This window comes from Sphingobium sp. RC1, from assembly GCF_059738765.1.
Genome location: NZ_AP027306.1, coordinates 853,320 through 874,287, shown reverse-complemented (window position 1 = coordinate 874,287; position 20,968 = coordinate 853,320). Strand labels below are relative to the sequence as shown.

25 protein-coding genes are annotated in these 20,968 nt (G+C 63.0%); 15 read left to right on the top strand and 10 right to left on the bottom strand.

What is annotated here, in order from left to right; all coding sequences use genetic code 11:
• Positions 1-2 precede the first annotated feature (2 nt).
• Both mdoH and AC6JBC_RS04235 read left to right on the top strand, forming a co-directional pair.
• A complete protein-coding gene (gene mdoH / locus AC6JBC_RS04240; protein ID WP_498025565.1) occupies positions 3-1,886 on the top strand; it encodes a glucans biosynthesis glucosyltransferase MdoH in 1,884 nt (627 codons plus the stop codon).
• Positions 1,887-1,975: 89 nt separating this feature from the next.
• On the top strand, positions 1,976-2,269 hold the full coding sequence (locus AC6JBC_RS04235) for a GIY-YIG nuclease family protein (protein WP_498025564.1): 294 nt from the start codon (positions 1,976-1,978) through the stop codon (positions 2,267-2,269).
• Between the two features lie 108 nt (positions 2,270-2,377).
• Here AC6JBC_RS04235 and AC6JBC_RS04230 read toward each other — a convergent pair whose 3' ends face one another.
• The 8 genes from AC6JBC_RS04230 to AC6JBC_RS04195 form a co-directional block, all read right to left on the bottom strand.
• Positions 2,378-3,109, bottom strand: a complete 732-nt coding sequence (locus tag AC6JBC_RS04230) for a sigma-70 family RNA polymerase sigma factor (protein WP_498025563.1) — start codon at positions 3,107-3,109, stop codon at positions 2,378-2,380.
• Positions 3,110-3,122: 13 nt separating this feature from the next.
• Complete coding sequence (gene flhA / locus AC6JBC_RS04225) at positions 3,123-5,243, bottom strand: flagellar biosynthesis protein FlhA (RefSeq protein WP_498025562.1); 2,121 nt, start codon at positions 5,241-5,243, stop codon at positions 3,123-3,125.
• Positions 5,244-5,252: 9 nt separating this feature from the next.
• A complete protein-coding gene (locus tag AC6JBC_RS04220; protein WP_498025561.1) occupies positions 5,253-6,074 on the bottom strand; it encodes a lytic transglycosylase domain-containing protein in 822 nt (273 codons plus the stop codon).
• A 164-nt stretch (positions 6,075-6,238) separates the two neighbouring features.
• Positions 6,239-6,547, bottom strand: a complete 309-nt coding sequence (locus tag AC6JBC_RS04215; protein ID WP_498025560.1) for a hypothetical protein — start codon at positions 6,545-6,547, stop codon at positions 6,239-6,241.
• Positions 6,548-6,555: 8 nt separating this feature from the next.
• Positions 6,556-6,834, bottom strand: coding sequence for a flagellar biosynthesis anti-sigma factor FlgM (flgM, locus tag AC6JBC_RS04210; RefSeq protein WP_464787277.1), 279 nt, complete (start codon positions 6,832-6,834; stop codon positions 6,556-6,558).
• Positions 6,835-6,880: 46 nt separating this feature from the next.
• Entirely contained in the window at positions 6,881-7,414 is a 534-nt protein-coding gene (locus AC6JBC_RS04205; protein WP_498025995.1) for a flagella basal body P-ring formation protein FlgA, read from the bottom strand.
• 92 nt (positions 7,415-7,506) lie between these two features.
• Positions 7,507-8,001, bottom strand: coding sequence for a flagellar motor protein MotB (locus AC6JBC_RS04200; RefSeq protein WP_498025559.1), 495 nt, complete (start codon positions 7,999-8,001; stop codon positions 7,507-7,509).
• Complete coding sequence (locus AC6JBC_RS04195) at positions 7,998-8,666, bottom strand: MotA/TolQ/ExbB proton channel family protein (protein WP_498025558.1); 669 nt, start codon at positions 8,664-8,666, stop codon at positions 7,998-8,000. Before AC6JBC_RS04195 ends, AC6JBC_RS04200 begins: the two co-directional genes overlap by 4 nt.
• A 260-nt stretch (positions 8,667-8,926) precedes the next feature.
• Between AC6JBC_RS04195 and flgB the strand changes: the two genes are divergently transcribed.
• The 13 genes from flgB to AC6JBC_RS04130 all read left to right on the top strand — a co-directional run bounded on the left by flgB (position 8,927) and on the right by AC6JBC_RS04130 (position 19,454).
• Positions 8,927-9,298 (top strand): flagellar basal body rod protein FlgB, encoded by a 372-nt coding sequence (gene flgB, locus AC6JBC_RS04190; protein WP_498025556.1) that lies wholly within the window; start codon positions 8,927-8,929, stop codon positions 9,296-9,298.
• 2 nt (positions 9,299-9,300) lie between these two features.
• Positions 9,301-9,711, top strand: coding sequence for a flagellar basal body rod protein FlgC (gene flgC / locus AC6JBC_RS04185; RefSeq protein WP_449473860.1), 411 nt, complete (start codon positions 9,301-9,303; stop codon positions 9,709-9,711).
• Positions 9,708-10,367, top strand: coding sequence for a flagellar hook assembly protein FlgD (locus AC6JBC_RS04180; RefSeq protein WP_464801499.1), 660 nt, complete (start codon positions 9,708-9,710; stop codon positions 10,365-10,367). The genes flgC and AC6JBC_RS04180 overlap by 4 nt, the downstream gene beginning before the upstream one ends.
• Positions 10,368-10,423: 56 nt before the next feature.
• The gene (locus AC6JBC_RS04175) at positions 10,424-11,287 is read left to right on the top strand and encodes a flagellar hook-basal body complex protein (RefSeq protein ID WP_498025555.1); all 864 of its coding nucleotides are present in this window, start codon (positions 10,424-10,426) and stop codon (positions 11,285-11,287) included.
• A gap of 114 nt (positions 11,288-11,401) precedes the next feature.
• Positions 11,402-12,145, top strand: coding sequence for a flagellar basal body rod protein FlgF (locus AC6JBC_RS04170; protein WP_498025554.1), 744 nt, complete (start codon positions 11,402-11,404; stop codon positions 12,143-12,145).
• Between the two features lie 57 nt (positions 12,146-12,202).
• Complete coding sequence (gene flgG / locus AC6JBC_RS04165; protein ID WP_449473868.1) at positions 12,203-12,991, top strand: flagellar basal-body rod protein FlgG; 789 nt, start codon at positions 12,203-12,205, stop codon at positions 12,989-12,991.
• An 8-nt stretch (positions 12,992-12,999) separates the two neighbouring features.
• Positions 13,000-13,677, top strand: coding sequence for a flagellar basal body L-ring protein FlgH (locus tag AC6JBC_RS04160; RefSeq protein ID WP_498025552.1), 678 nt, complete (start codon positions 13,000-13,002; stop codon positions 13,675-13,677).
• Positions 13,678-13,694: 17 nt separating this feature from the next.
• Positions 13,695-14,795: a flagellar basal body P-ring protein FlgI gene (locus AC6JBC_RS04155; RefSeq protein ID WP_498025551.1), complete on the top strand. Its 1,101-nt coding sequence runs from the start codon at positions 13,695-13,697 to the stop codon at positions 14,793-14,795.
• On the top strand, positions 14,795-15,109 hold the full coding sequence (locus tag AC6JBC_RS04150) for a rod-binding protein (RefSeq protein WP_498025550.1): 315 nt from the start codon (positions 14,795-14,797) through the stop codon (positions 15,107-15,109). Before AC6JBC_RS04155 ends, AC6JBC_RS04150 begins: the two co-directional genes overlap by 1 nt.
• Complete coding sequence (gene flgK / locus AC6JBC_RS04145; RefSeq protein ID WP_498025548.1) at positions 15,106-16,440, top strand: flagellar hook-associated protein FlgK; 1,335 nt, start codon at positions 15,106-15,108, stop codon at positions 16,438-16,440. Before AC6JBC_RS04150 ends, flgK begins: the two co-directional genes overlap by 4 nt.
• Positions 16,441-16,453: 13 nt before the next feature.
• Positions 16,454-17,299 carry a flagellin gene (locus AC6JBC_RS04140; protein WP_464787287.1) on the top strand — a complete coding sequence of 282 codons (846 nt, stop codon included), beginning with the start codon at positions 16,454-16,456 and terminating at the stop codon, positions 17,297-17,299.
• Positions 17,300-17,534: 235 nt separating this feature from the next.
• Positions 17,535-18,398, top strand: coding sequence for a flagellar motor stator protein MotA (gene motA / locus AC6JBC_RS04135; RefSeq protein ID WP_464787288.1), 864 nt, complete (start codon positions 17,535-17,537; stop codon positions 18,396-18,398).
• A 3-nt stretch (positions 18,399-18,401) separates the two neighbouring features.
• A complete protein-coding gene (locus tag AC6JBC_RS04130; protein WP_498025546.1) occupies positions 18,402-19,454 on the top strand; it encodes a flagellar motor protein MotB in 1,053 nt (350 codons plus the stop codon).
• 89 nt (positions 19,455-19,543) lie between these two features.
• Here the strand turns inward: AC6JBC_RS04130 and AC6JBC_RS04125 are convergent, their stop codons facing one another.
• Together AC6JBC_RS04125 and AC6JBC_RS04120 are read right to left on the bottom strand one after the other, a co-directional pair.
• A complete protein-coding gene (locus AC6JBC_RS04125; protein WP_498025545.1) occupies positions 19,544-19,876 on the bottom strand; it encodes a hypothetical protein in 333 nt (110 codons plus the stop codon).
• A gap of 395 nt (positions 19,877-20,271) precedes the next feature.
• Complete coding sequence (locus tag AC6JBC_RS04120) at positions 20,272-20,916, bottom strand: hypothetical protein (protein ID WP_498025544.1); 645 nt, start codon at positions 20,914-20,916, stop codon at positions 20,272-20,274.
• Positions 20,917-20,968: the final 52 nt, after the last annotated feature.

Sequence of the window (20,968 nt, the reverse complement as noted above, 5' to 3'; positions counted from 1 at the left end):
GGATGGCGATCGGTGGCGGGCAGACGAGCGGCGAAGCGGCGCAAGCCCTTGCGCGCGGGTTCGAGCATGTGCCCGCCGAAATGCCCCTCGCCATGCCGGAACAGGATTTCCGGAAGCGTCCGCGTGACTTCCCCCATCGGCCGCTGAATATCGACCAATGGGCGCGGCGCATACTGGTCGTGCTGCTGGCTTTGCTTCCCGCCTCCATTGCGGCTCATGAGATGCGGCGATCGATTGGTCTGGACGGCATTTCGCTATGGGAAGGCGTCTATCTCGCCCTCTTCATTCCGCTGTTCGCGTGGATCGCCTTCGGCTTTGCGACCAGCCTGATTGGCTTCCTCACGCTGACCTTGGGCAAGGGTCCGGGCGCCCAACCCCATCGCGCGCTGTTCGCTAGTCCGATCCAGGGCCGCACGGCCGTGCTTCTACCCGTCTGTAATGAGGATTTCCTGGGCGTCATGGGCCGCCTCTCGTTCATGGAACGCTCGCTGGCGCAGGTCATGGGTCATGAACGCTTCGAATTCTTCATCCTGAGCGATTCCAACCCCGCCAATGGAGAGATTGAGCGCCAGGCCTATATGGAAATGCGCAAGGGCTTCTCGCGCCCCGTCCATTATCGCCGACGCGCGCTGAATATCGGTCGCAAGCCGGGCAATATCGCCGAATGGGTTCAGCGTTTCGGCGGCGGCTACGACTATATGATCGTGCTGGATGCCGACAGCGTGATGAGCGGTCAGACCATGGCGCGCCTCGCGCTCGACATGGAACGGCACCCGCATGTCGGCCTTATCCAGACCGTGCCGACGCTCGTAGGCGCGACTACCTTCTTCGCGCGCTGGCAACAGTTCGCCAGCCGCCTGTTCGGCCCCATTTCCGCTGCGGGCATGATCTGGTGGGCGGGATCGGAAGGCATGTTCTGGGGGCATAATGCCATCCTGCGCACCAAGGCCTTCGCGCAAAGCTGCGGCCTTCCCGAACTGCCGGGACGCGCGCCATTTGGCGGCCATATCATGAGCCATGACATGATCGAGGCCGCGCTGCTGCGGAGGCGCGGCTGGGACGTTCACATGGTCATGGCGGACGACAGTTTCGAGGAGTTTCCCCCTTCCCTGCCCGACCTCGCGACCCGCGATCGGCGCTGGTGCCAGGGCAATATCCAGCATGTGCCGCTCATCCCCAAGATCAGGGGACTGCATCTGGTCAGCCGCTTCCAACTGCTGGTCGGCGCTTCGGCCTATTGCACGTCACCGCTCTGGCTCGCGCTGATGCTGGTGGTGCTGGGCGGCGCGCTGGCTGGCGTGTGGCCGCCCAGCGCCATCCTGCCATCGGGCGGCCTTCTGGCGCTGACGGCGGTGCTGCTGTTTGGTCCAAAGCTGCTGGCGATGGGATGGGCAATGGCAGATCCCGCCCGCCGCATCGGCTTTGGCGGAGCGGCCCGCATGAGCCGTGGCGTCATCGCCGACATCGCGCTTTCCATCCTGATGGCGCCCGTCAGTATGTTGACCCAGACGATCAACCTGTTCGGCATATTGATGGGCCGGAAAAGCAGCTGGAGCGGGCAAATCCGCGACCGCGACGGTATGTCGATCACCAGCGCCATCTGGCTGTTCAAATATCATATCATGCTTGGCGGCCTGCTGACCGTGCTGGCGATCAGGGGCGGCACATCGGTTGGATGGATCATGCCGGTAGTCGCGGGCCTCGTGCTTGCCCCCGTCCTTGCCGCTGTCACCGCCCGCAAAGATCTGGGGCAAAAGGCCGAACGCAGCGGGCTGTTCCAGGTGGCCGAGCCATGGTGGCGAGCACAAAGCTATCGTCCGCCCCACTATCCCGAGCAGGTCCGAGGGGCGGCTCCGCTTCAGCAGGCAGTCGCGAACGATCGGTGATGAACTTTGTGCTCCTGCGGAGGCAGGAGCCCAGTCCACACGGCACAACTGGGTTCCTGCCTCCGCAGGAACACGGTAGGCCGAAGGGCATGATCAAAACAGGTTACGTCTATCTCATGTCGAGCGGCCGCAATGCTACGCTTTACCTTGGCGTAACAAGCGATCTGATCCAGCGCACGTGGCAGCATCGAAATGGCTTTGGCAGCGAGTTTACCTCACGATATCGCTGCTACTCGCTCGTCTGGTTCGAAGCTCATGATGACTTGCAGGAAGCCCGGCTGCGCGAACTACAAATCAAAAAGTGGAAGCGTGCGTGGAAGCTGCGCCTGATCGAGGAATTAAATCCCAAGTGGCGCGACCTGTTTGACGACATCGCCACATGAGGTCCCGTGCTCCTGCGAAGGCACTCGAACGAAACGAGTGGTTCGTGAGAGCCCAGCTTCTACGGCAGCCCTAGGCTCCTGCCTTCGCAGGAGCACAGAACGAAAGCCTCAGTCCCACTCCCGCAACGTCTCGCGCAGCTTATCCAATGCAGCCTTCTTAATCTGACACACCCGTGCCGCGCCAATGTCGAGCGCCTGGCCGATTTCCTCCAGGTTCAATTCCTCGACAAAATAGAGCTGCAACACCAGCGCCTCACGCTGCGGCAGTTCGCCGATGCACCCGGCGAGCGCTGCCTTGAGCGACTCCCGCTCCATCACGTCATCCGCGCGGTCTTCCACATCGGCAAACCACATGGACTGATCGGAATAAACCTCATCCATGCTGGTGTGCTGAACCATCTCGCAGCTGTCGGCGAGTTCGCGATAGGCGGCCGCCTCCATGCCCATTTCGCTCGCCATTTCGGCTTCGAGGGGGGCGCGGCGCAATTGCTGCTCCAGCCGGTTGCGCACTGCGGCCAGCTGCTTACGGTTCGCCATGGCTGACCGGGCGATCGTCGCGCCTCGCCGCAGATGATCAATCATCGCGCCGCGCACGCGCATTTGCGCATAGGAGGCGAAGCCAAAGCCGCGATCCTCAAAACCATTGGCGGCCTCGACCAGCGCGACCATGCCGATCTGCAACAAATCCTCGACCTCGACCGCGCTCGATACCCGGCCATGCACATGCCAGGCGATCTTGCGCACCAGCGGCATATAGCGCCGGGCGAGTTGTTCGGGGCTATTGTTCGACCGGCCGTAGGTATTGGCATCGGAACCGGCGACGACCTTTTTCATGAACATGGGTCAGGCTCCTTTAGGCCACGCGTTCGCGTGCAGGCAGCGGATCATGGCGCGGCGCGGGCCGCTGTTCGCCGCCGACGACGGCGACGACTTCCACGCCCTTGCCATCGGGAATTTCCAGGAAGGACAGCACCGGCGTTTCGGGCAGATGCGGCTTGAACAGGCGGGCCAGCGCGCGGCGCGCCACTGGCGAAGTGACGATGGCGAAGTTGCGCGCCTGCCCCATGATGGGCCGTGCCGCCTGCACCACCGCTTCGATGATGCGGTTTGCAAGCGCGGGTTCGATCGGATGCTTGGCATCGCCCGCAACGCGCATCGCCTGGGCGAGCAGCGCTTCCAGATCACCGTCCAGCGTGATGACCGGCAGTGGCATCTTCACGGGCACAAGGCCCTGTATGATGAGCGCACCGATGCGCTGACGGACGGCTTCGACTAGCTGTTCATGGCTCATGTCGGGCCGAGCCGCGTCAACCATCGCCTCGCAGATGCGGCGGAAGTCCTTGAGCGCAATGCCTTCGGAGAGCAGCGCACGGCACAAGGCGGAAATCTGCGTGAGGCTGAGCGTGCCGGGGGTCAGCCCATCGACCAGTTGCGGCGCCGCATCCTTGAGGTTGTCGAGCAGCTTGCGCGCTTCGTCGAGGCCGAACATCTCAGCTGCATTCATGGCGATCAGCTGGTTGAGGTGCGTCGCGACCACCGTCGGCGGATCGACGACCGTATAGCCGCAGACCACCGCTTCGCTGCGCTTGGCGGCAGAAATCCACACCGCGTCCAGACCGAAGGTCGGATCCTTCGTCTCACGCCCGGACACCACGCCTTCCAGCGCGCCACTGTCGAGCGCCAGCAGATCGTCGGGATAAATCTCATCCTCGCCGACAACAACGCCAGCGATGGTGATGCGATACTGGTTCGGCTCCAGCGCCAGATTGTCCTTCACGCGGACCATCGGCACGACAAAGCCCAATTCCTTCGACAACTGGCGACGGATGCCGGTGATGCGGGCCATCAGCGGCGCGCCCTTGCGCTCATCGACCAGCGAAATCAGGCCATAGCCGATTTCGAGGCCGAGGATCGCGCCGTCGGACACATCATTCCATTCGATCAGCGCCGGGTTGGCCGGTTCCGGCATGGGCGCGGGCTCTGCCGCCTTCGCTTTCGCGGTCTTGCGCAAGTGCCAGGCGATATAGCCCGCGATCGCTGCGGCGGGCAGGATGATCATGTGCGGCATGCCGGGCAGGATGCCGAGGAAAGTCAGGATCGCGGCGACCGGCGCCCAAGCCTTGCTCGATCCGAACTGGCCGGTGATCTGGTCCGAAAGCTCCTGCTCGCTGCCGACGCGCGTCACAATGGCGGCGGCGGCGATGGAGAGCAAAAGCGCCGGAACCTGCGCCACCAGAGCGTCGCCGATGGCAAGGACGATATAGGTCTGCGCGGCCTCGCCCATCGACAGGCCATGGCTGACCACGCCCAGGATGATGCCGCCGACGATGTTGATCGCCAGGATCAGGATGCCCGCGACCGCGTCACCCTTCACGAACTTGGACGCACCGTCCATCGAACCGTAGAAATCCGCTTCGGTCGCGACTTCGCGACGGCGGACCTTGGCTTCTTCAGGCGTCAGGAGACCCGCGTTCAAGTCGGCGTCGATCGCCATCTGCTTGCCGGGCAATGCGTCCAGGGTGAAGCGCGCGCTGACTTCCGACACGCGGCCCGCGCCCTTGGTGATGACCACCAGGTTGATGATCATCAGGATCGCGAAGACGAAGATGCCGACGACATAGTCGCCGCCGATTAGGAAGTGGCCAAAGGCTTCGATGACATGCCCCGCCGCGTCCGATCCTTCATGCCCCTGCACCAGCACCACGCGGGTCGATGCGACGTTCAGCGCCAGCCGCAGCAAGGTCGCGAACAGCAGCACCGTCGGGAAGCTCGAAAAGTCGAGGGGCTTGGCGGCATTGAGCGCCACCATCAGCACCGCAAGGCTGATCATGATGTTGGTGATGAAGCCGACGTCCAGCATGAAGGCGGGCACCGGCACCATCATGAACAATACGACCATCAGCGTCGCGATGGGCAGCACCGCCCCCTTGGCGGCGCTCATCCAGATCTTCGCTTTGACTTGGGCAGGAGTCATGAGTGGCCGTTACCTTCCGAGGGTGGCGAGCATGAGATAGGCGAGGCGCGCGGTCTGCGGATCAGGCCGGACGGAGACGTCCGCCGCGTTCGCAAGGCGCTGGGTTTCGATCCGCACATAGTCGGCGGGCTGCACCGTCTTCGCGCCTTCGGGCAGCGAGGCGGCGGCATATTGGATTGGGCCGGTGTCGATCGAATCAACGCCGCGCTGAAGCTTCGACGCGAACCGATCGCGGATTTCCGCAAAGCTGCGCGGACTGCCGGAGCGATCGTAGAAGATGGAGCGGTTCGCGCGTGCAGCCGCCGGGAACATCGACGCGGCCGTCGCATTGGGGGCGCGGTCGTGAACGGACAGGAACTTGCTCGCGCCACCGACGCCCAGAAAATGGGCGAGGTAAAGATCGACCGGCTGCGCCTCGCGACCGAGCCGCTGCTCCAGATAAGCCTTGTTGTCGGCGGCATGCTGCGCAGCCATGACGGAGGCAGTCTCAGGATGGTTGCGCAGGTCCAGGATCTGCTGCCGCATGTCCGGATCAGCGACATAATAGCGGCCATTCTGGCCCCGGCTGATCATGTCGGCTGCCCAGCCCAGCCCATATTCGCTGCCATGCTTGTCGATGACGGCAAGCCAGCTCTGATCGACAAATTGATACAGGCCCCGCGCCGACGAAGTGCTCGCCCGCGCCGTGGGATTAAGGCTGCTTTCAATCTTGGCCTGACCCAGCAGATAGGCGAAGTCCACGCCCGTTCTGCGGCTCGCCATGGCGATCGCGTTCGTCACGCGGTTGCCGGTCGAAGCGCCTGTCGCTGATATGTCTGCAAAAGCCGACAAATGAAAAATCCCCGTTGGTACCGGGGACCATTAGAGCAAGGGTTATGCCAAGATTTGGTTAACGCGCGCTCCATAAATATTGATGGCGTGTTCAGCATGCAAAGAAAAAGGCGCCACATGGGCGCCCTGTTTCTTGCTAATCTTACTCCTGCGAAGGCTGGAATCTACCGCCCGTAAACCAAAGGCGCCTGCATCGATCCATGCGCCGCCAGCAAAGACAGCCGCTGCCCCGCATGATCGGTCAACACATTGATTCGCACCCGCGCCGCTTCAATCATCGGCAGCAGCGCCGTAACCTTTTCACGAATCGCCTCGTCCGCGCGCCATGCGCCGATCGCGCGCACTGCGGCGGCGCTCTTGCTTACATGAGATGCGGCGGCATCTATGGCCGCCACGTCGGTGCCATCAAGCGCCGCGCGCAGCTCCTCAAAAGCGGAGAAGAGGTCATCCAGCGCTGCAAGCCCGAGCGGCATCGGCAATCTTACCCGTTAACCGGCAGGTCGAGCGCGAGCATCTTGTCAGCGATCGCAGCCGCATCGACCGGATAATTGCCCGACGCAATGGCCGCCTTGATCGCGGCGACGCGGTCCATATCGACCGGCGCACCTTCCGCAGCCATGCGAGCAGCCGGGCTGGCCGATGCTGAAAAGGATGACACGTTTGACGACCCCTTGTCGGAAGCGCTGCGCGCCTTGCCGCTGTCCCGCAAGCGGGAAGCCTCTATGGCGGCGCTCATATTCTGGCCGACAGATTTGATCATGGCTAACTATCCTTCACTCGTCCCGCCCTGTGTATAACGGCCGGGTTCAAAAATCATTAAATCCCGGAATGCGCACAGTGCCCATTTCGACCACCTGCGCCAATACGGGCGCCGATTTCTTGTCTTCACGCACGCGGATGGTGTCACCCACGGCGCCATCTTCATCCGCAATCATCACGCGCGACACACTGAAACTCGCATTGCCAGCGATCAGCTGGACGGGGTCGCCGCGCTTTACCACCAGGTCGCGCTGCGCCGGGCGAGCAGCCGCCGCGCCATAGCGGGCGATCGGCGCCACAGTAGCAGCACCAGCACCAGCGCCACCGCCGCTCAGCGGCACGCGTATGCGCCAGCCAAGGGCGTCGCACTTCACGATCGCCGCGCCGAAAGTCGGCCCTTCGACGCTGGGCGTCACCGGGCAAGCCGCCAGCCGCAACCGCCGATCGACCGGCGCGACAGGACCGCCCGGTTCGCCGATATTGGCGCCCACGGTCATCGCGACCAGCCCGTCCAGGCGATCGAGATTTTCGAATTTCTGCTGCGCCAGCGCGGGCTGAGCAGCCGCTGCGGCCAGCGCCATGGCGGCAATGAAGGGCAGCTTGTTCACAGCATATCTCCGGATGCAGGCAGATTCATGCCACGCATTAAGCATCCGACATGGCTAACAAGTCGTTAACGCCGCCCGGCAGCTTCACCGATGCGGATCACCTGCCCCTTGCCCGTGCCGCCATCCATCTGATCGAGACCCCGAATGCGCAGCCGATCGTCGGCCAGCCCCTGCGCCTTCAACTCGCGCGCCACCGCGCCCAGCCGCGCGGCCGCCAGATCCCACGGATCGAACCGCCGCCGCGCTGGGTCAGTGCCCAAACTGCTGATGTCGATCCTGCCCGTTCCTCGCCGCAAACCAGCCCCGACCCTGGCGACCACCGCCCTGCCCCGATCGGACAACAAGGCCTCATCCGGCAGGAATAGCTCCGCGGCGCGCAGCTCCATGTCCTTGGCCACGGCCCGCCCGCCAAATTGCTGCCGTACCTGCGCCAGCATGGCGTCGCGCTTCTGCCCGCTCGCCTGAAGCAAGATGAAGAAGCCGAGCAGCAGCAAGAGCAGGTCGGCGAAACTCACCGCCCACCGATTGCGCCGGGCCTGAGATGCGGCAGCGGTCATCATGCAACCTCGCGGATGGACGCCCGCAGCGTCGTCACATTTTCGCGCCGGGCGATGGCGACCATGCGGGTGACCGCTTCCTTCTGCCACGCCAACTCCCGCTCCGACAGGTCGGCAAGGCGGCTCGCAATGGGAGCAGCGATCAGGTTGGCGATCACCACGCCATATAGCGTCGTCAGCAGCGCCAGCGCCATGGACGGCCCCAGCGTCGCCGGATCATTCATCGCCGCGAACATGCCGATCAGGCCCAATATCGTGCCCGCCATGCCGAGCGCAGGAGCGGCATCAGCGATGGACAGCCAGACATTGCGCGCACCCGCATGGCGGCGCGCCCGGTCGGCCAGCGCCTGCGCGGCCCAGATCTCGAACTGTTCGGTCTTTTCGCTGTTGGCAAGCCGCCGCGCCGCCTCGGCGAGGAAGGGATTGGCCGTCTTCACCCGGTCGGTGCAGGCAAGGCCGCGCAGTTGCGCGACCTGATCGATCTTCAGCAATGCCGCGCGGGCCGTCGCCTGATCCTTGTCCGGATCGGCGCGCAGCAGCGGCACCAATGCCGCGAACCCTCGCCCAATCGCCGGACCGCCATTCTGAAACAGCGCCACCGCGCCCACGCCCGCGATCATGATTGCCAGCGTCAGGGGATCGAAGAGTTGCGCCAAAATCCCGATCATCAAAAATTCCCCCAATCACCCGGATCACCAGCGGCAAAGCCTTGCCAGAGATCGGCAAAATCTTGCCGCCCCTGCCGCCGCCTTCATCCAAACCCAAGGATTTCCGCCGTTTTCGTCCCTGCCGATGCGTCACCCACGCAAATTGGCACGGCTCTTGCGAATACCCGTTCGGATCACCCGTGGTTCACGCCATCAGGCTTCAGAACGGCGGACGGCCCACAACTTTTAGGCCCCCGGGGCAAAAAGACGGAAAGACGGAAATGTCGCTCGAAGACGGATTGTTCGGAGTACATGGAAAGGCGCTGGCGCTTCGCTCGCAACGCCTGTCCCTGCTCGCATCCAACATCGCGAACGCCTCGACCCCCGGGTACAAGGCGCGCGACATCGACTTCGACGCCGCGCTCAAGGAAGCGACGACGCGCCAGCAGGGCAGCTCGATCGCCGACGTGTCAAAGGCCGTTGACGACAGCATGGGCTATCGCGTGCCGCTGCAACCCAGCCTCGACGGCAATACCGTCGAACTCAGCACCGAACAGACGCTGTTCGCCGAAAACGCCGTCAAATATCGCACGACCCTCTCCTTCCTTGAGGGCCGCATCAACACTGTCACTCGCGCATTGAGGGGAGAATGAGCATGAGCGGTTCTGGCCCCATGAACGTCTTCGACATCGCCGGCCGCGCCATGAGCGCGCAGCTGGTGCGATTGAACGCCACCGCTTCCAACATGGCCAATGCGGGCAATGTCACCGGCAGCGAGGCGTCCGCCTATCGCGCCATCAAGCCCGTTTTCGAATCGGTCACCGACAAGCCCGGCGTGTCCACGGTCAAGGTCGCCAGCGTCCTCACCACCGACGCCAAGCCGACAAAGCGCCACGACCCCAATCACCCGCTCGCCGACAAGAATGGCGATGTATGGGAATCGGCCGTGGATAGCAGCGCGGAGCTGGTCGACATGATCGAGACCGCCCGCATGTACCAGAACAATGTGCAGGTGCTGAACACCGCCAAATCCCTCATGCTCGAAACCATAAGGATCGGCAAATGAGCACGACCTCAACCGTCACCGACAGCGCAGGCCTTACCGCCTATAATCCGTACAAGAATGTCGGCACCGGCAAGGCGGAAATGGGCCAGGCGGATTTTCTGCGCCTGCTCACCGCGCAGATGCAGACGCAGGACCCGTTCGCGCCGATGGATAACGCGCAGATGGTGGCCCAGATGGCGACCATCACCAACTCCAGCGGCATCGCGGAAATGAACCAGACGCTGAAGGGTCTGGCCTCGCAGTTGACCGGCTCGCGCCTGGGCGATGCCGCCAGCTGGATCGGCAAGTCGATGCTGGTGCAAAGCAACATTGTCGCCCCTGATGCCGCTGGCCAGTATATCGGCCAGGTCACGTTCGCCGACGCCACCAGCGGCGCGAGCGTCGATCTGATGGACGGCAACGGCAATGTCGTGAAGACCATCGACCTTGGCAACCGATCCGCAGGCGACGCCAATTTCTACTGGGACGGCAAGGACGAAGCTGGAAACAGGGTCGCCACCGACGCGCTCAAGATCCGCGTCAACGGCGCAACGCCTTCCCGTGTCGCCAGCTGGGCCACCATCGCCGCCGTCCAGTCACCCGCTGACGGCAGCGCATCCAAGCTCATCACCGCATTGGGCAGCTACAGCCCATCAGACGCCATTTCACTCTCCTAACCTCATCACCCAAATCCTTTTCACCCCCAAATCCTTTTCACCCAAGGAGTAACGCCATGTCCTTCTACATCTCGCTTTCCGGCCTGAAGGCCGCACAGACCGATCTGGCCACCATCGCCAACAATGTGTCGAACGTGAATTCCACCGCCTTCAAGAAGAGCAAAGCCGTGTTCGGTGACATCTTCGCCGCCGCCCCGATGCAGACGACCACGCAGGTCGCTGGTCAGGGCGCGCGCGTGCAGGGCATCACCCAGCAGTTCACTCAAGGGACGATCGAAGGCACCGACAAGACGCTGGACCTCGCCATCACCGGCGAAGGCTTCTTCACCGTCAAGCGCACCGGCGACAGCCAGGTCAGCTTCACGCGTAACGGCGCCCTGTCGCTGACCGAAGACCGCTTCGTGGTCGATACCACCGGCGCGCGCGTTCAGGTCATCCCCGTCGATCCCACGACTGGCCAGCCCAGCGCGGCCATCGCAGCCGGCCTTGCCGCTGGCACCCTGACCTCAGCCGACCTCGCGGATCTTCAGGTTCCCACCAACTGGCCCGCTGGCGGCACCGGTAATCAGCTGAACAGCGTCGGCGTAGGCAAGGACGGGCAAATCTCCGGCGTCTATGCCGATGGTTCGACCGTCTATCTCGGCACCACCGCCATGGCGGCTTTCAACAGCCAGGATGGCCTGCGCCAGCAGGGCGACGCGCACTGGACCTCTACCTCGGCCAGCGGCGCGCCGCGCTTCGGCACGGGCAACAGCGGCCTTTATGGGTCGGTTCGCTCGGGCGCCCTCGAACGCGCCAACGTGGACATCACGGAAGAACTGGTCGCCCTGATCTCGGCCCAGCGCAACTTCCAGGCGAATTCGAAGGCGATCGAAGCGGCCAACACGCTGTCGACCACCATCGTCAACATGCGCACCTGATAGCGGATAGGGATTTGTGCTCCTGCGAAGGCAGGAGCCCAGTCCCAACGCTAAATCTAGGCTCCTGCCTTCGCAGGAGCACGCTGCGACTTACCACGGACAGGAACCCTTCCCATGGACCGGCTCGTCAACACGGCACTCACCGCAATGCGCGGCGCGATGGCGCGGCAGGCGGCGATTTCCAACAATCTCGCGAACGTCAACACGGTTGGCTTCCGCGCGGAAATCGCCAATGCCGAGACGCGCTGGATCAAGGGCGATGGTTTCGACACGCGGGCGCAAGCCTCCGAACAGGTGATCGCGTCCGACATGGCGCAGGGCGCGGTCGTCGAAACCGGCAATCCGCTGGACGTGGCCATGAACGGCGATGCACTGCTCGCCGTTCAGGCCTCGGACGGCAGCGAAGCTTATACGCGCCGCGGCGACCTTAAACTCTCCGACAGCGGCCTCCTCACGACCGGCGACGGCTTGCCCGTGCTGGGGGAAGGCGGCCCCATCACCCTGCCGCAGATGGACAGCGTCTCCATCTCACAGGACGGCAGCATCTGGGGCGTACCACAGGGCGGTGATCCCGCTAACCCGCAGCGCGTCGATGGGCTGAAGCTCGTACGTGCGGTAGGCTCCAGCATCGCCAAGGGCACGGACGGTCTGTTCCGCGAAACCAACGGCGGTGCCCTGCCGACCGATCCGCTCGCGACCGTCACGGGTGGTTCGATCGAAGGCTCCAACGTCAACGCAACCTCCGCGCTCGTCGATATGATCGAAGCGAGCCGGGCGTGGGAAACGCAGGTAAAACTGATCGACACGGCCAAGCAGCTGGATGACGGCGGCGCGTCCCTCATGCGACTTGATGGTTAATTTGGCACGAACCTTGCTTTTCGTTGAGCAAGCCTGACGGCATCACGGAGTTAGACCATGACCAACGCAGCCCTTCACGTCGCCCGCACCGGCCTCGACGCGCAGAACACGAAGATGCGCGTGATCGCCAACAACCTGGCGAACGTCAACACGACCGCCTTCAAGCGCGACCGCGCCGATTTCGAAACGCTCGCCTACCAGCAGATGGTGGCCGCAGGCGCCAATTCGGACAGCGAGAACAAGTTCGCCACCGGCCTCAATCTGGGTTCGGGTGTCGCGATGCAGGGCACCAGCAAGATCAACACGCAGGGCACGCTGCAGCAGACCGGCAACGCGCTCGACATGGCGATCGAAGGCTCCGGCTTCTTCCAGGTCCAGCGCCCGGACGGCACCACCGCCTACACCCGCGCGGGCAATTTCAGCACGACGGCCGAAGGCGCGATCGTCACCAGCGACGGCCTGCCCCTGATCCCGCAGATCACCGTGCCGCAAGGCGCGACCGGCATCACCATCGGCAATGACGGCACCGTCACCGCGACGCTTCAGGGCCAGACCGAACCAACCCAGCTGGGCCAGGTGGAGCTTGCCAGCTTCATGAACCCGGCGGGCCTTCAGCCCATCGGCGGCAACCTGCTGACCGAAAGCGCCGCCAGCGGGACCCCGCAGGTCGGCGTCGCTGGCCTCGACGGTCGCGGCATGATCCGCTCGGGCAATCTCGAAACCTCGAACGTCAATGTCGTCGAGGAACTGGTCGACATGATCGAAACGCAGCGCGCCTATGAGGTGAACAGCAAGATGATCAAGGCGACGGACGAAATGCTCCAATACGTCAATCAGCAGCTGTGAGCCGACTGATGCGCCTCGCTTCCTCCTCGATCCTCGCGCTGTCACTGGTGGCCCTCACCGCCACCCCGGCAATGGCCGGCAAAAAGCGGGATGCCGAGCGGCAATTTTTTGCCCCCACGGTGGTTGCGCAGCCCGCCGCCCCTGTGGCGAACGGCTCGATCTTTCAGGCGTCGATGGGCTACACCCCGCTCACCAGCGGCGCGCGGGCGCAGAGCGTCGGCGACATCATCACCATCGTGCTGGTCGAACGCACGCAGGCGACCAAGACCAATTCGGCCGATACCAGCCGCAGCGGCAGCATCGGCCTGACGCCGCCCAGCACGGGCCTGTTCTCGAAGCTCTTCTCGCCCAGCGACGTCGCCGCCAGCGGCGATCAGGGCTTCACCGGCAAGGGCAACGCGACGCAGTCGAACGCCCTCAACGGCGAAATCACCGTGACGATCGCGGCGGTCTATCCCAACGGCACGATGCTGGTGAAGGGCGAAAAGGCGCTGACGCTCAATCGCGGCGATGAGTTCATCCAGATCAGCGGCCTCGTCCGTCAGGCGGACATCACGCCGGACAACCGCATCGCATCGACCCGCGTGGCCGACGCCAAGATCATCTACACCGGCAAGGGCGAAATCGCCCGCGCAAGCCGCCAGGGCTGGCTGCAGCGCTTCTTCTCGATGATCAGCCCCTTCTGATGGAGACCGGCAGAGCCATGACCCGCCTGTTCCGCCTTCTGCTTGCCGCCCTCGCTCTGGCTGCGGCGCCCGCCGCCCATGCCGAACGGATCAAGGACCTGGGCACCTTCCAGGGCGTCCGCCCCAACCAGCTGACCGGCTACGGCATCGTCGTCGGCCTCGCTGGCACGGGCGACGACAGCCTCGATTATGCGACGCAGGGCGTGAAGGGCATGGTCTCGCGCTTCGGCCTCACACTGCCGCAGGGCATCAACCCCGCGCTCAAGAATGCCGCTGCCGTGCTGGTCACGGCCGACCTCCCCGCATTCGCCAAGCCCGGCCAGCGCCTCGACGTCACCGTCTCGGCACTCGGCAAGGCCAAGTCGCTGCGCGGCGGAACGCTGATCATGACGCCCCTGCGCGGCGCGGATAACGAAATCTACGCCATGTCGCAGGGCAATCTGGCCGTAGGCGGCCTGGGCGTATCGGGCGCGGACGGCAGCCAGGTCTCCGTCAACATCCCGTCCGCCGGCCGCATTCCCGGCGGTGCGACGGTCGAGCGCGCGGTCGCCACCGGCTTCGACACCGCGCCCACCCTCACCTTCAATCTCGCGGAAGCCGACCTCACCACCGCATTGCGCGTGGCCGACGGCATCAACCGCACCTTCGGCGACAACCGCGCGCGCGCAACCGATGCCGTGTCGGTGAACATCGACGCCGCGCCCGGCGCGACCGACCGCATCATGATGATGGGCATGATCGAGAATATCGAGATCAAGCCCGCCGATGCCCCCGCAAAGGTCATCGTCAACGCCCGCACCGGCACGGTCGTGATAAACGGCGCGGTCAGGATTCATCCGGCCGCCGTCGCGCATGGCAAACTGACCGTCAGCGTCAACGAAAGCCCCCGCATCGTCCAGCCCGCCCCCTTCTCGCAAGGGCGCACCGCCTTGGAGCCTTCCAGCTCGATTTCGATCGATCAGGAAAAGAAACCAATGATCAATTTTAAAGGTGGAGCATCGCTGGCCGATATAGTGAAGGCGGTGAATGCCATCGGGGCTTCCCCCGCCGACATGGTCGCGATCCTCGAAGCCTTGAAACAGGCGGGCGCGATGAAGGCTGAACTGGTGGTGTTGTGATGCAGATAAATTCGATTTCCACAGGGGTTCAGCCCAGCGCATCGCCCGAAAAGGCGCAGCTGGAGAAGACCGCCAAGCAGTTCGAGGCCATCTTCCTGCGCCAGATGATCGGCACCATGCGCCAGTCTGGCGGCGGCGAAGGCATCTTCGATTCCAGCGCCACCGAACAGTTTCGCGACATGTCCGACGCCCGCACCGCCGATACGATGGCGGAAAAGGGCAGCCTCGGCATCGCGGAGATGCTGCTACGCCAATATGAAAGCCGAATGCCCAAAGCCCCCGCCGCTCCGGTCACACCGGATAAGGGCGCATGAGCGACCTCTTCATCATCGGCGCCTCGGGCACGAAAGCCTACCGCCAGGCGATGGCCGCGATCTCGGAAAATATCGCGAACGCCAGCACCGAAGGCTATTCGCGTCGTTCGCTGACGACCGTCGAGTCCGGCTCGTCCACCGCGACGATGGCGACCTACATCGCCCGCGCCAATTTCGGCGGCACCGAAGTATCAGGCGTCGCCCGCGCCGCCGATCCCTATCTTGATGCCGCCGTCCGCTCCAGCGGCATGGCGCTCAGCAGTTCGACGGCGCGCCTGCGCTGGATGAGCGATATGGAAGGTGCGCTCAACGACACGGACACCGGCATCGGCAAACTGATGACCGGCATGTTCCAGAATATCGACAAGCTCGCGGCCAGCCCCAGCGACCGATCGCTGCGCGTTACGACGCTCGACAGCATCAATCGCGTCGCAGAAGCGTTTCAGCGCACCTCGGCCGACCTCTCGCAGGTATCCAGCGGCATCGCCACCGAAGCGACCGCGTCCGTCGAAACCATCAACCGATCGCTGTCCCAGCTGGCGGGCATCAACAACAGCCTGCTGCGCGCGCAGCCCGGCACGTCAGCCTATGCGCAGCTGCTCGACGGCCGCGACGCGGCGTTGAACACGCTGTCGGCCAATCTGAATGTCGATATCAGCTTCGGCGCGCATGACGTGGCAACGGTCAATTATAATGGCACCACGATCGTGCAGGGCGACAACGCAACGACGCTGGCACTGACCGTCAATGCCAACGGCACGCTGGCGCTCGCCACCGCTGGCGGCACGGCGCTGACCGCACCCTCCAACGGGACGCTGGGCGGCCTCTTTTCCTCGGCTGACATAACGACGCAGCGCCGCACCAGCCTGGACACGCTGGCGCAGCAGTTCGTGACGAACATGAACGCTTGGCACGCGCAGGGCCGTACCGACGCGAATGTGGCAGGCGCCGCGCTCCTCTCCGGTACGACGGCGGCAACCGTCACCGCGCTGATCACCGATCCCGCGGCGCTGGCGACCAAATCCACGGACGGAAGGCTCAACGGCAACCTGCTGGACGCGGGCACCGTCCTGCGCGGCAATGGCAGCGTCGAACAGGGCTGGACATCGATCATCGCGACGCAGGCGAACCTGCTCGCGTCCATCAAAGCCGAACAAACCACCGCGCAGGGCCGCAGCGACCAGGCGATCGCCGCACGCGAAGCGGTCAGCGGCGTCGATCTCGACATGGAAGCGGCGGAACTTCTGCGTTTGCAGCAGGCCTATTCCGGCTCGGCGAAAATCCTTCAGATCGCGAAGGAAACCGTCGATGCCATTCTGCAGATCATCTAAAAAGGGCTGACCCATGGTAGGCATCACCAACAAGACGCTGATCGCCGAAATCCGCCGTCAGCAGCAGCTGTCGCAGGGCATCATCGAAGGGCAGACCGCCATTTCGACCGGGATCACGTTGACCAAGCCATCGGACAATGCGCTGGCCTGGGTTCAGGTGTCGGAAATCGGCAAGGCGCAGGCGCAGCAATCATCCTGGCAGGCCAATGTCAGCTATGGTCAGGGCCGCGCAGCCAACGCCGAATCGAATCTCGAAGAGATCAACACCCTCCTCATCAGCGCGCAGGAACTGGTGACCTCCGCCCGCAACGGATCGCTCAACGATGCGCAACGCACCGCGATCTACGAAGATGTGAAGGGCATTCGCGAGGCTATCGGTTCGCTGCTTAATCAGACCGACTATCAGGGCGTGCCGGTATTCGACGATACGCAGAGCGTATTGGTTCCGGTGAGCCGGGGGCTCAATCTGGCAGTGGTCGGCACCCGGCAGGAGGTTTCGGAAGGAATCGACGTCGGCGGAACGCCCATGACGCTGGACGGCATATTGGCCCAGGCGCTCACCGCCTTGCAGGGCGGCACCGACGCTGACCTCCAATCGGCGCTGACCGCGATCAAGGCGGGACAAAGCCACATCACGATCGAACAGGCCAAGCAAGGCGTCCGTAGCGACCGGCTGGACGTGACCGGCAACCGGCTGACCAGCGTCGATCTGGACCTGAAGGAACGCCGTCAGGGCCTCGAATCGACCGACCTGTCCGAAGTCATATCGTCGGTGAAGAGCAAGCTGCTCCAACTGGAAGCCGCTCAGTCCGCCTTCGCACGGATCAATCAGCAGACGCTGTTCGACCTGATCCGCTAAGCGTCAACACCGCCCTCCCCTGTTCGTCATCCCGGCGAAAGCTGGGATCTCAGGAGAGGGCGCGCAACCCGGCCCGAGATCCCAGCTTCCGCTGGGATGACGATAAGAAACCGGAACGGCAGAAAAAACCTCCCATCCTAAACCTCCCGCTAACCATTGGGCGTTAACCATCTGACGAAAGCGCATCTTGCGTCGTCGGGTGAAAGCCCGGCGGGCAGAATTTTCAGGGGTACTCATGTTCGCAATCATTGGCCTGGTCGTGCTGCTCGCCATGGTATTTGGCGGCTTCATCTTCACGGGCGGCGACATCGGTCCCGTTCTCCACGCCCTGCCCCATGAAATGCTCATCATCGGCGGCGCCGCTGTCGGCGCGCTGATCATCGGCAATTCGGGCGCGGACCTGAAGGCGCTGGGCGGCGGCGTCGGCAAGGTGTTCAAAGGCCCCAAATATAAGAAGCAGGATTTTCTCGACTGCATCTTCCTCGTCTCGCGCCTGATGAAGACGCTGCGCGTCGAAGGCCCCGTGGCGCTGGAACCGCATATCGAGGACCCGGCCAGTTCCACCATCTTCTCCGAATATCCCCGCCTGATGGCTGACAAGACGCTGATCCACCTGATGAGCGACACGCTGCGCCTCGTCGTCGTCTCCTCGGGCACGCTCGATCCGCATGCGGTCGAAGAGGTCATGGATAATGCCCTCAAGACGCATCATCATGAAGCGTTGAAGCCCGCCGACAATCTTCAGGGTCTGGCCGACGCCCTCCCCGCCCTCGGCATCGTCGCGGCGGTTCTGGGCGTCGTAAAGACCATGGGATCGATCGACCAGCCCCCGGCAATCCTGGGCGGCATGATCGGTTCTGCGCTCGTCGGCACCTTCCTTGGCGTGTTGCTCGCCTATGGCATGGTCGGACCCTTCGCCAATCGCTGCCGCGCGGTGATCGAGGCGGACGGCGCCATGTACCATGTGGTGAAGCAGATCATCATCGCCTCGCTCCATGGCCATCCCCAGCCGCTCGTCATCGAAGCTGCGCGCTCCAGCCTGACCCATGCGAACCAGCCGGCCTTCGCCGAAGTGTTCGACGGCATGCGGGGCAAATAAGCCATGGCCGAAAAGAAGCGCGGCGGTAACGAGCCCGAACCCCGGCCGATCATCGTCAAGAAGATCATCGTCGATGGCCATGGCGGTCATCATGGCGGTGCGTGGAAGGTCGCCTATGCCGACTTCGTGACGGCGATGATGGCCTTTTTCCTGCTGATGTGGCTGCTCGGCGCAACCACCGAAAAACAGCGCAAGGGCCTCGCCGATTATTTCACGCCGACGCTGGTCGAACTGAAAATGTCCTCGGCCGGGTCAAGCGGCCTGTTCGGCGGCGATAGCATGGTCAGCAAGGAAAATTATCCCACGACCGGCGGTCAGGGTAACCTTGCCATCACCATCCCGCGCGACGCGACCGGCACGAAGGATCAGGGCGGCAAGGCCACCCGCGCCGCCGACCGCGCCAAGTTCGAAGCCGTGAAGAAGGAACTGGAAGCGCGCATGGCCCGCAAGAAGGGCATGGACAAGCTGCGCCGCAACGTCCGCTTCACCGAAACCCGCGAAGGCTTACGCATCGACCTCATCGACGAATCCAATTTCGCGATGTTCGCCATGGGCACCGACAATCTGCTGCCACAGGCCCGCGATCTGGTGAGCGAAGTGGCGGGCGTCGTGCGCGACATGCCCAATCCGCTGATCGTGCGCGGTCATACCGACGGCCTGCCCTACAGTTCGGGCCAGAGTATGAACAACTGGATGCTCTCCTCCGCCCGCGCCGAAGCCACGCGCAAGACGCTGGCGGCGAGCGGCATCGGCAACGACCGCTTCGCCCGCATCGAAGGCGTCGCCGACCGCGAACCCTTCGCCAAGGGCAATGTTTACGACCCGCGCAACCGCCGCATGTCGATCATCCTGGGCTGGACCCGTGGCAGCGACAGCAGCGACGATCAGGGACAGGACGAGGAAACCAAGGCCGCCATCAAGGAACGCGACAACCCCGCACGGATAGCCCGCGAAGAGGTGACCAGGATCGACATGGGCGGCACCGGATTGCCTAGCGGCGTCCAGTTGCTCAACCCAACAGCGCCCGGCACGTCGAGCAAGCCCGGTAAGCATTGATTGACTCGCCGCGACGAGTGGCTTGCGGTCAGTCTGCCTTCCCGGAAATGGGTAAATGGGAGCTGAAGTTTTATCGGATCGTCCATTGCCTACTGAGAAAAATGGTCCGGGAGTACCAAGCCCGTCATTAAATCTATGGGCTTGCCATTCGCGTAGCTGAGTGTCCCTTGGAGAGGCGCAAGGCGGTTGACGAAGGTGGTTCTTGGATCAAAAAAACGTCCTGCCGCATGAAAGTCGGCACGTACTATCTTGGCTTGCACTGGCCAATTTGGGAGATAGGTCTGGCTATCGGCTCGGCGAATGGCAGCTACCGGATGGTAGAATCCTGTATCGATGCTGGGGCCGAACCCGGTCTCAGTTGCAAGTTCCGGGAAATCAGATGGATAGCGTGCGTTACCGATGAGAAATGCGCCGAGGTCCATTACCACGCCTGGCTGGGCTCTGAACGAGACAGTCCCAAGACAGAAACACGTTGCCAACGTCGGCCCCGCGCCGCCCAATGATAGTCCATAAAGTAAATAATTCCCTGGAGGAACCTCGAGGAGATATACGCGAACCGAAGTACCTTTATTGAAAGTTTCGCCATTTCGTATTGCGAAGAGAGGCTCGTCTGATGCTAGTCCGTCGATGTCTGACATCCGCATGAAGATGGGCTGCGCGGGGAGTCCATCCTTTCCTTTCGGAACATGATATAGCAGATAGGCACGGTTGAGGATGACGCCTGTGAATGCCCCATCTCTTATTTCACGCATTTGGGCTGCCACAGGAATCGATACAAACGCGATGATACCCGCGAGAATTTTAGAACAAGTCCGAATCATTGCGAGACCACCGTTGCTACTGGACGTGGCCCGGAAGCTACCTTGGCCTGCACCGCTATCGATTTAATCGAATAGGCATCGACCAACAGCTTCCAAGTAGGTTCATCGATTGGGTAGCGAACATATCCCCGAGGTTCCATGCAACGGCGAAGACGCGACTGCGGAAGTCGGCGCTGCATCGGCCCCATAACCATCTCACCAATTGCCATGCCAACTAGTCCGTTGCTGGGTGGATTGGAATGCAGTCGTTCATCCGATGGGAGGCGTGCTCGCGCGCCATAGGGGGGTAAGGGTTGGGGACCCACCGGCGCAGGACCACCAAGGAAACGATAGCAGTCCGCAAAATCTTCGTATGCCTGCGTGTAACTGACCCCATCCTTATGAAAGAAAAAGTGCTTCCATCCTTCTTTTTGTATTCGTGGATCGGAAACGCTCTGTAGATTTGGCACAATCACACTAGCTGCATCTGGAATCTGCGCTACAGCGCCAGCCGAAAACATCGCTCCAGATAGACAAGCGAGAACAAATCGCAATTCAATCTCCTGCCACAAGAAATCCGTGACTAAATGGAAAGCTAAGTCATAGGCCAGCAAGCGGCAGCTTGCTAGAAAGTTGAATTCCAAACAAGCGGCTAGTTTCACGATGCCGTGAACCTGCTCTTTGACCTATATTGGCGGTTTCCTGCCACCATCC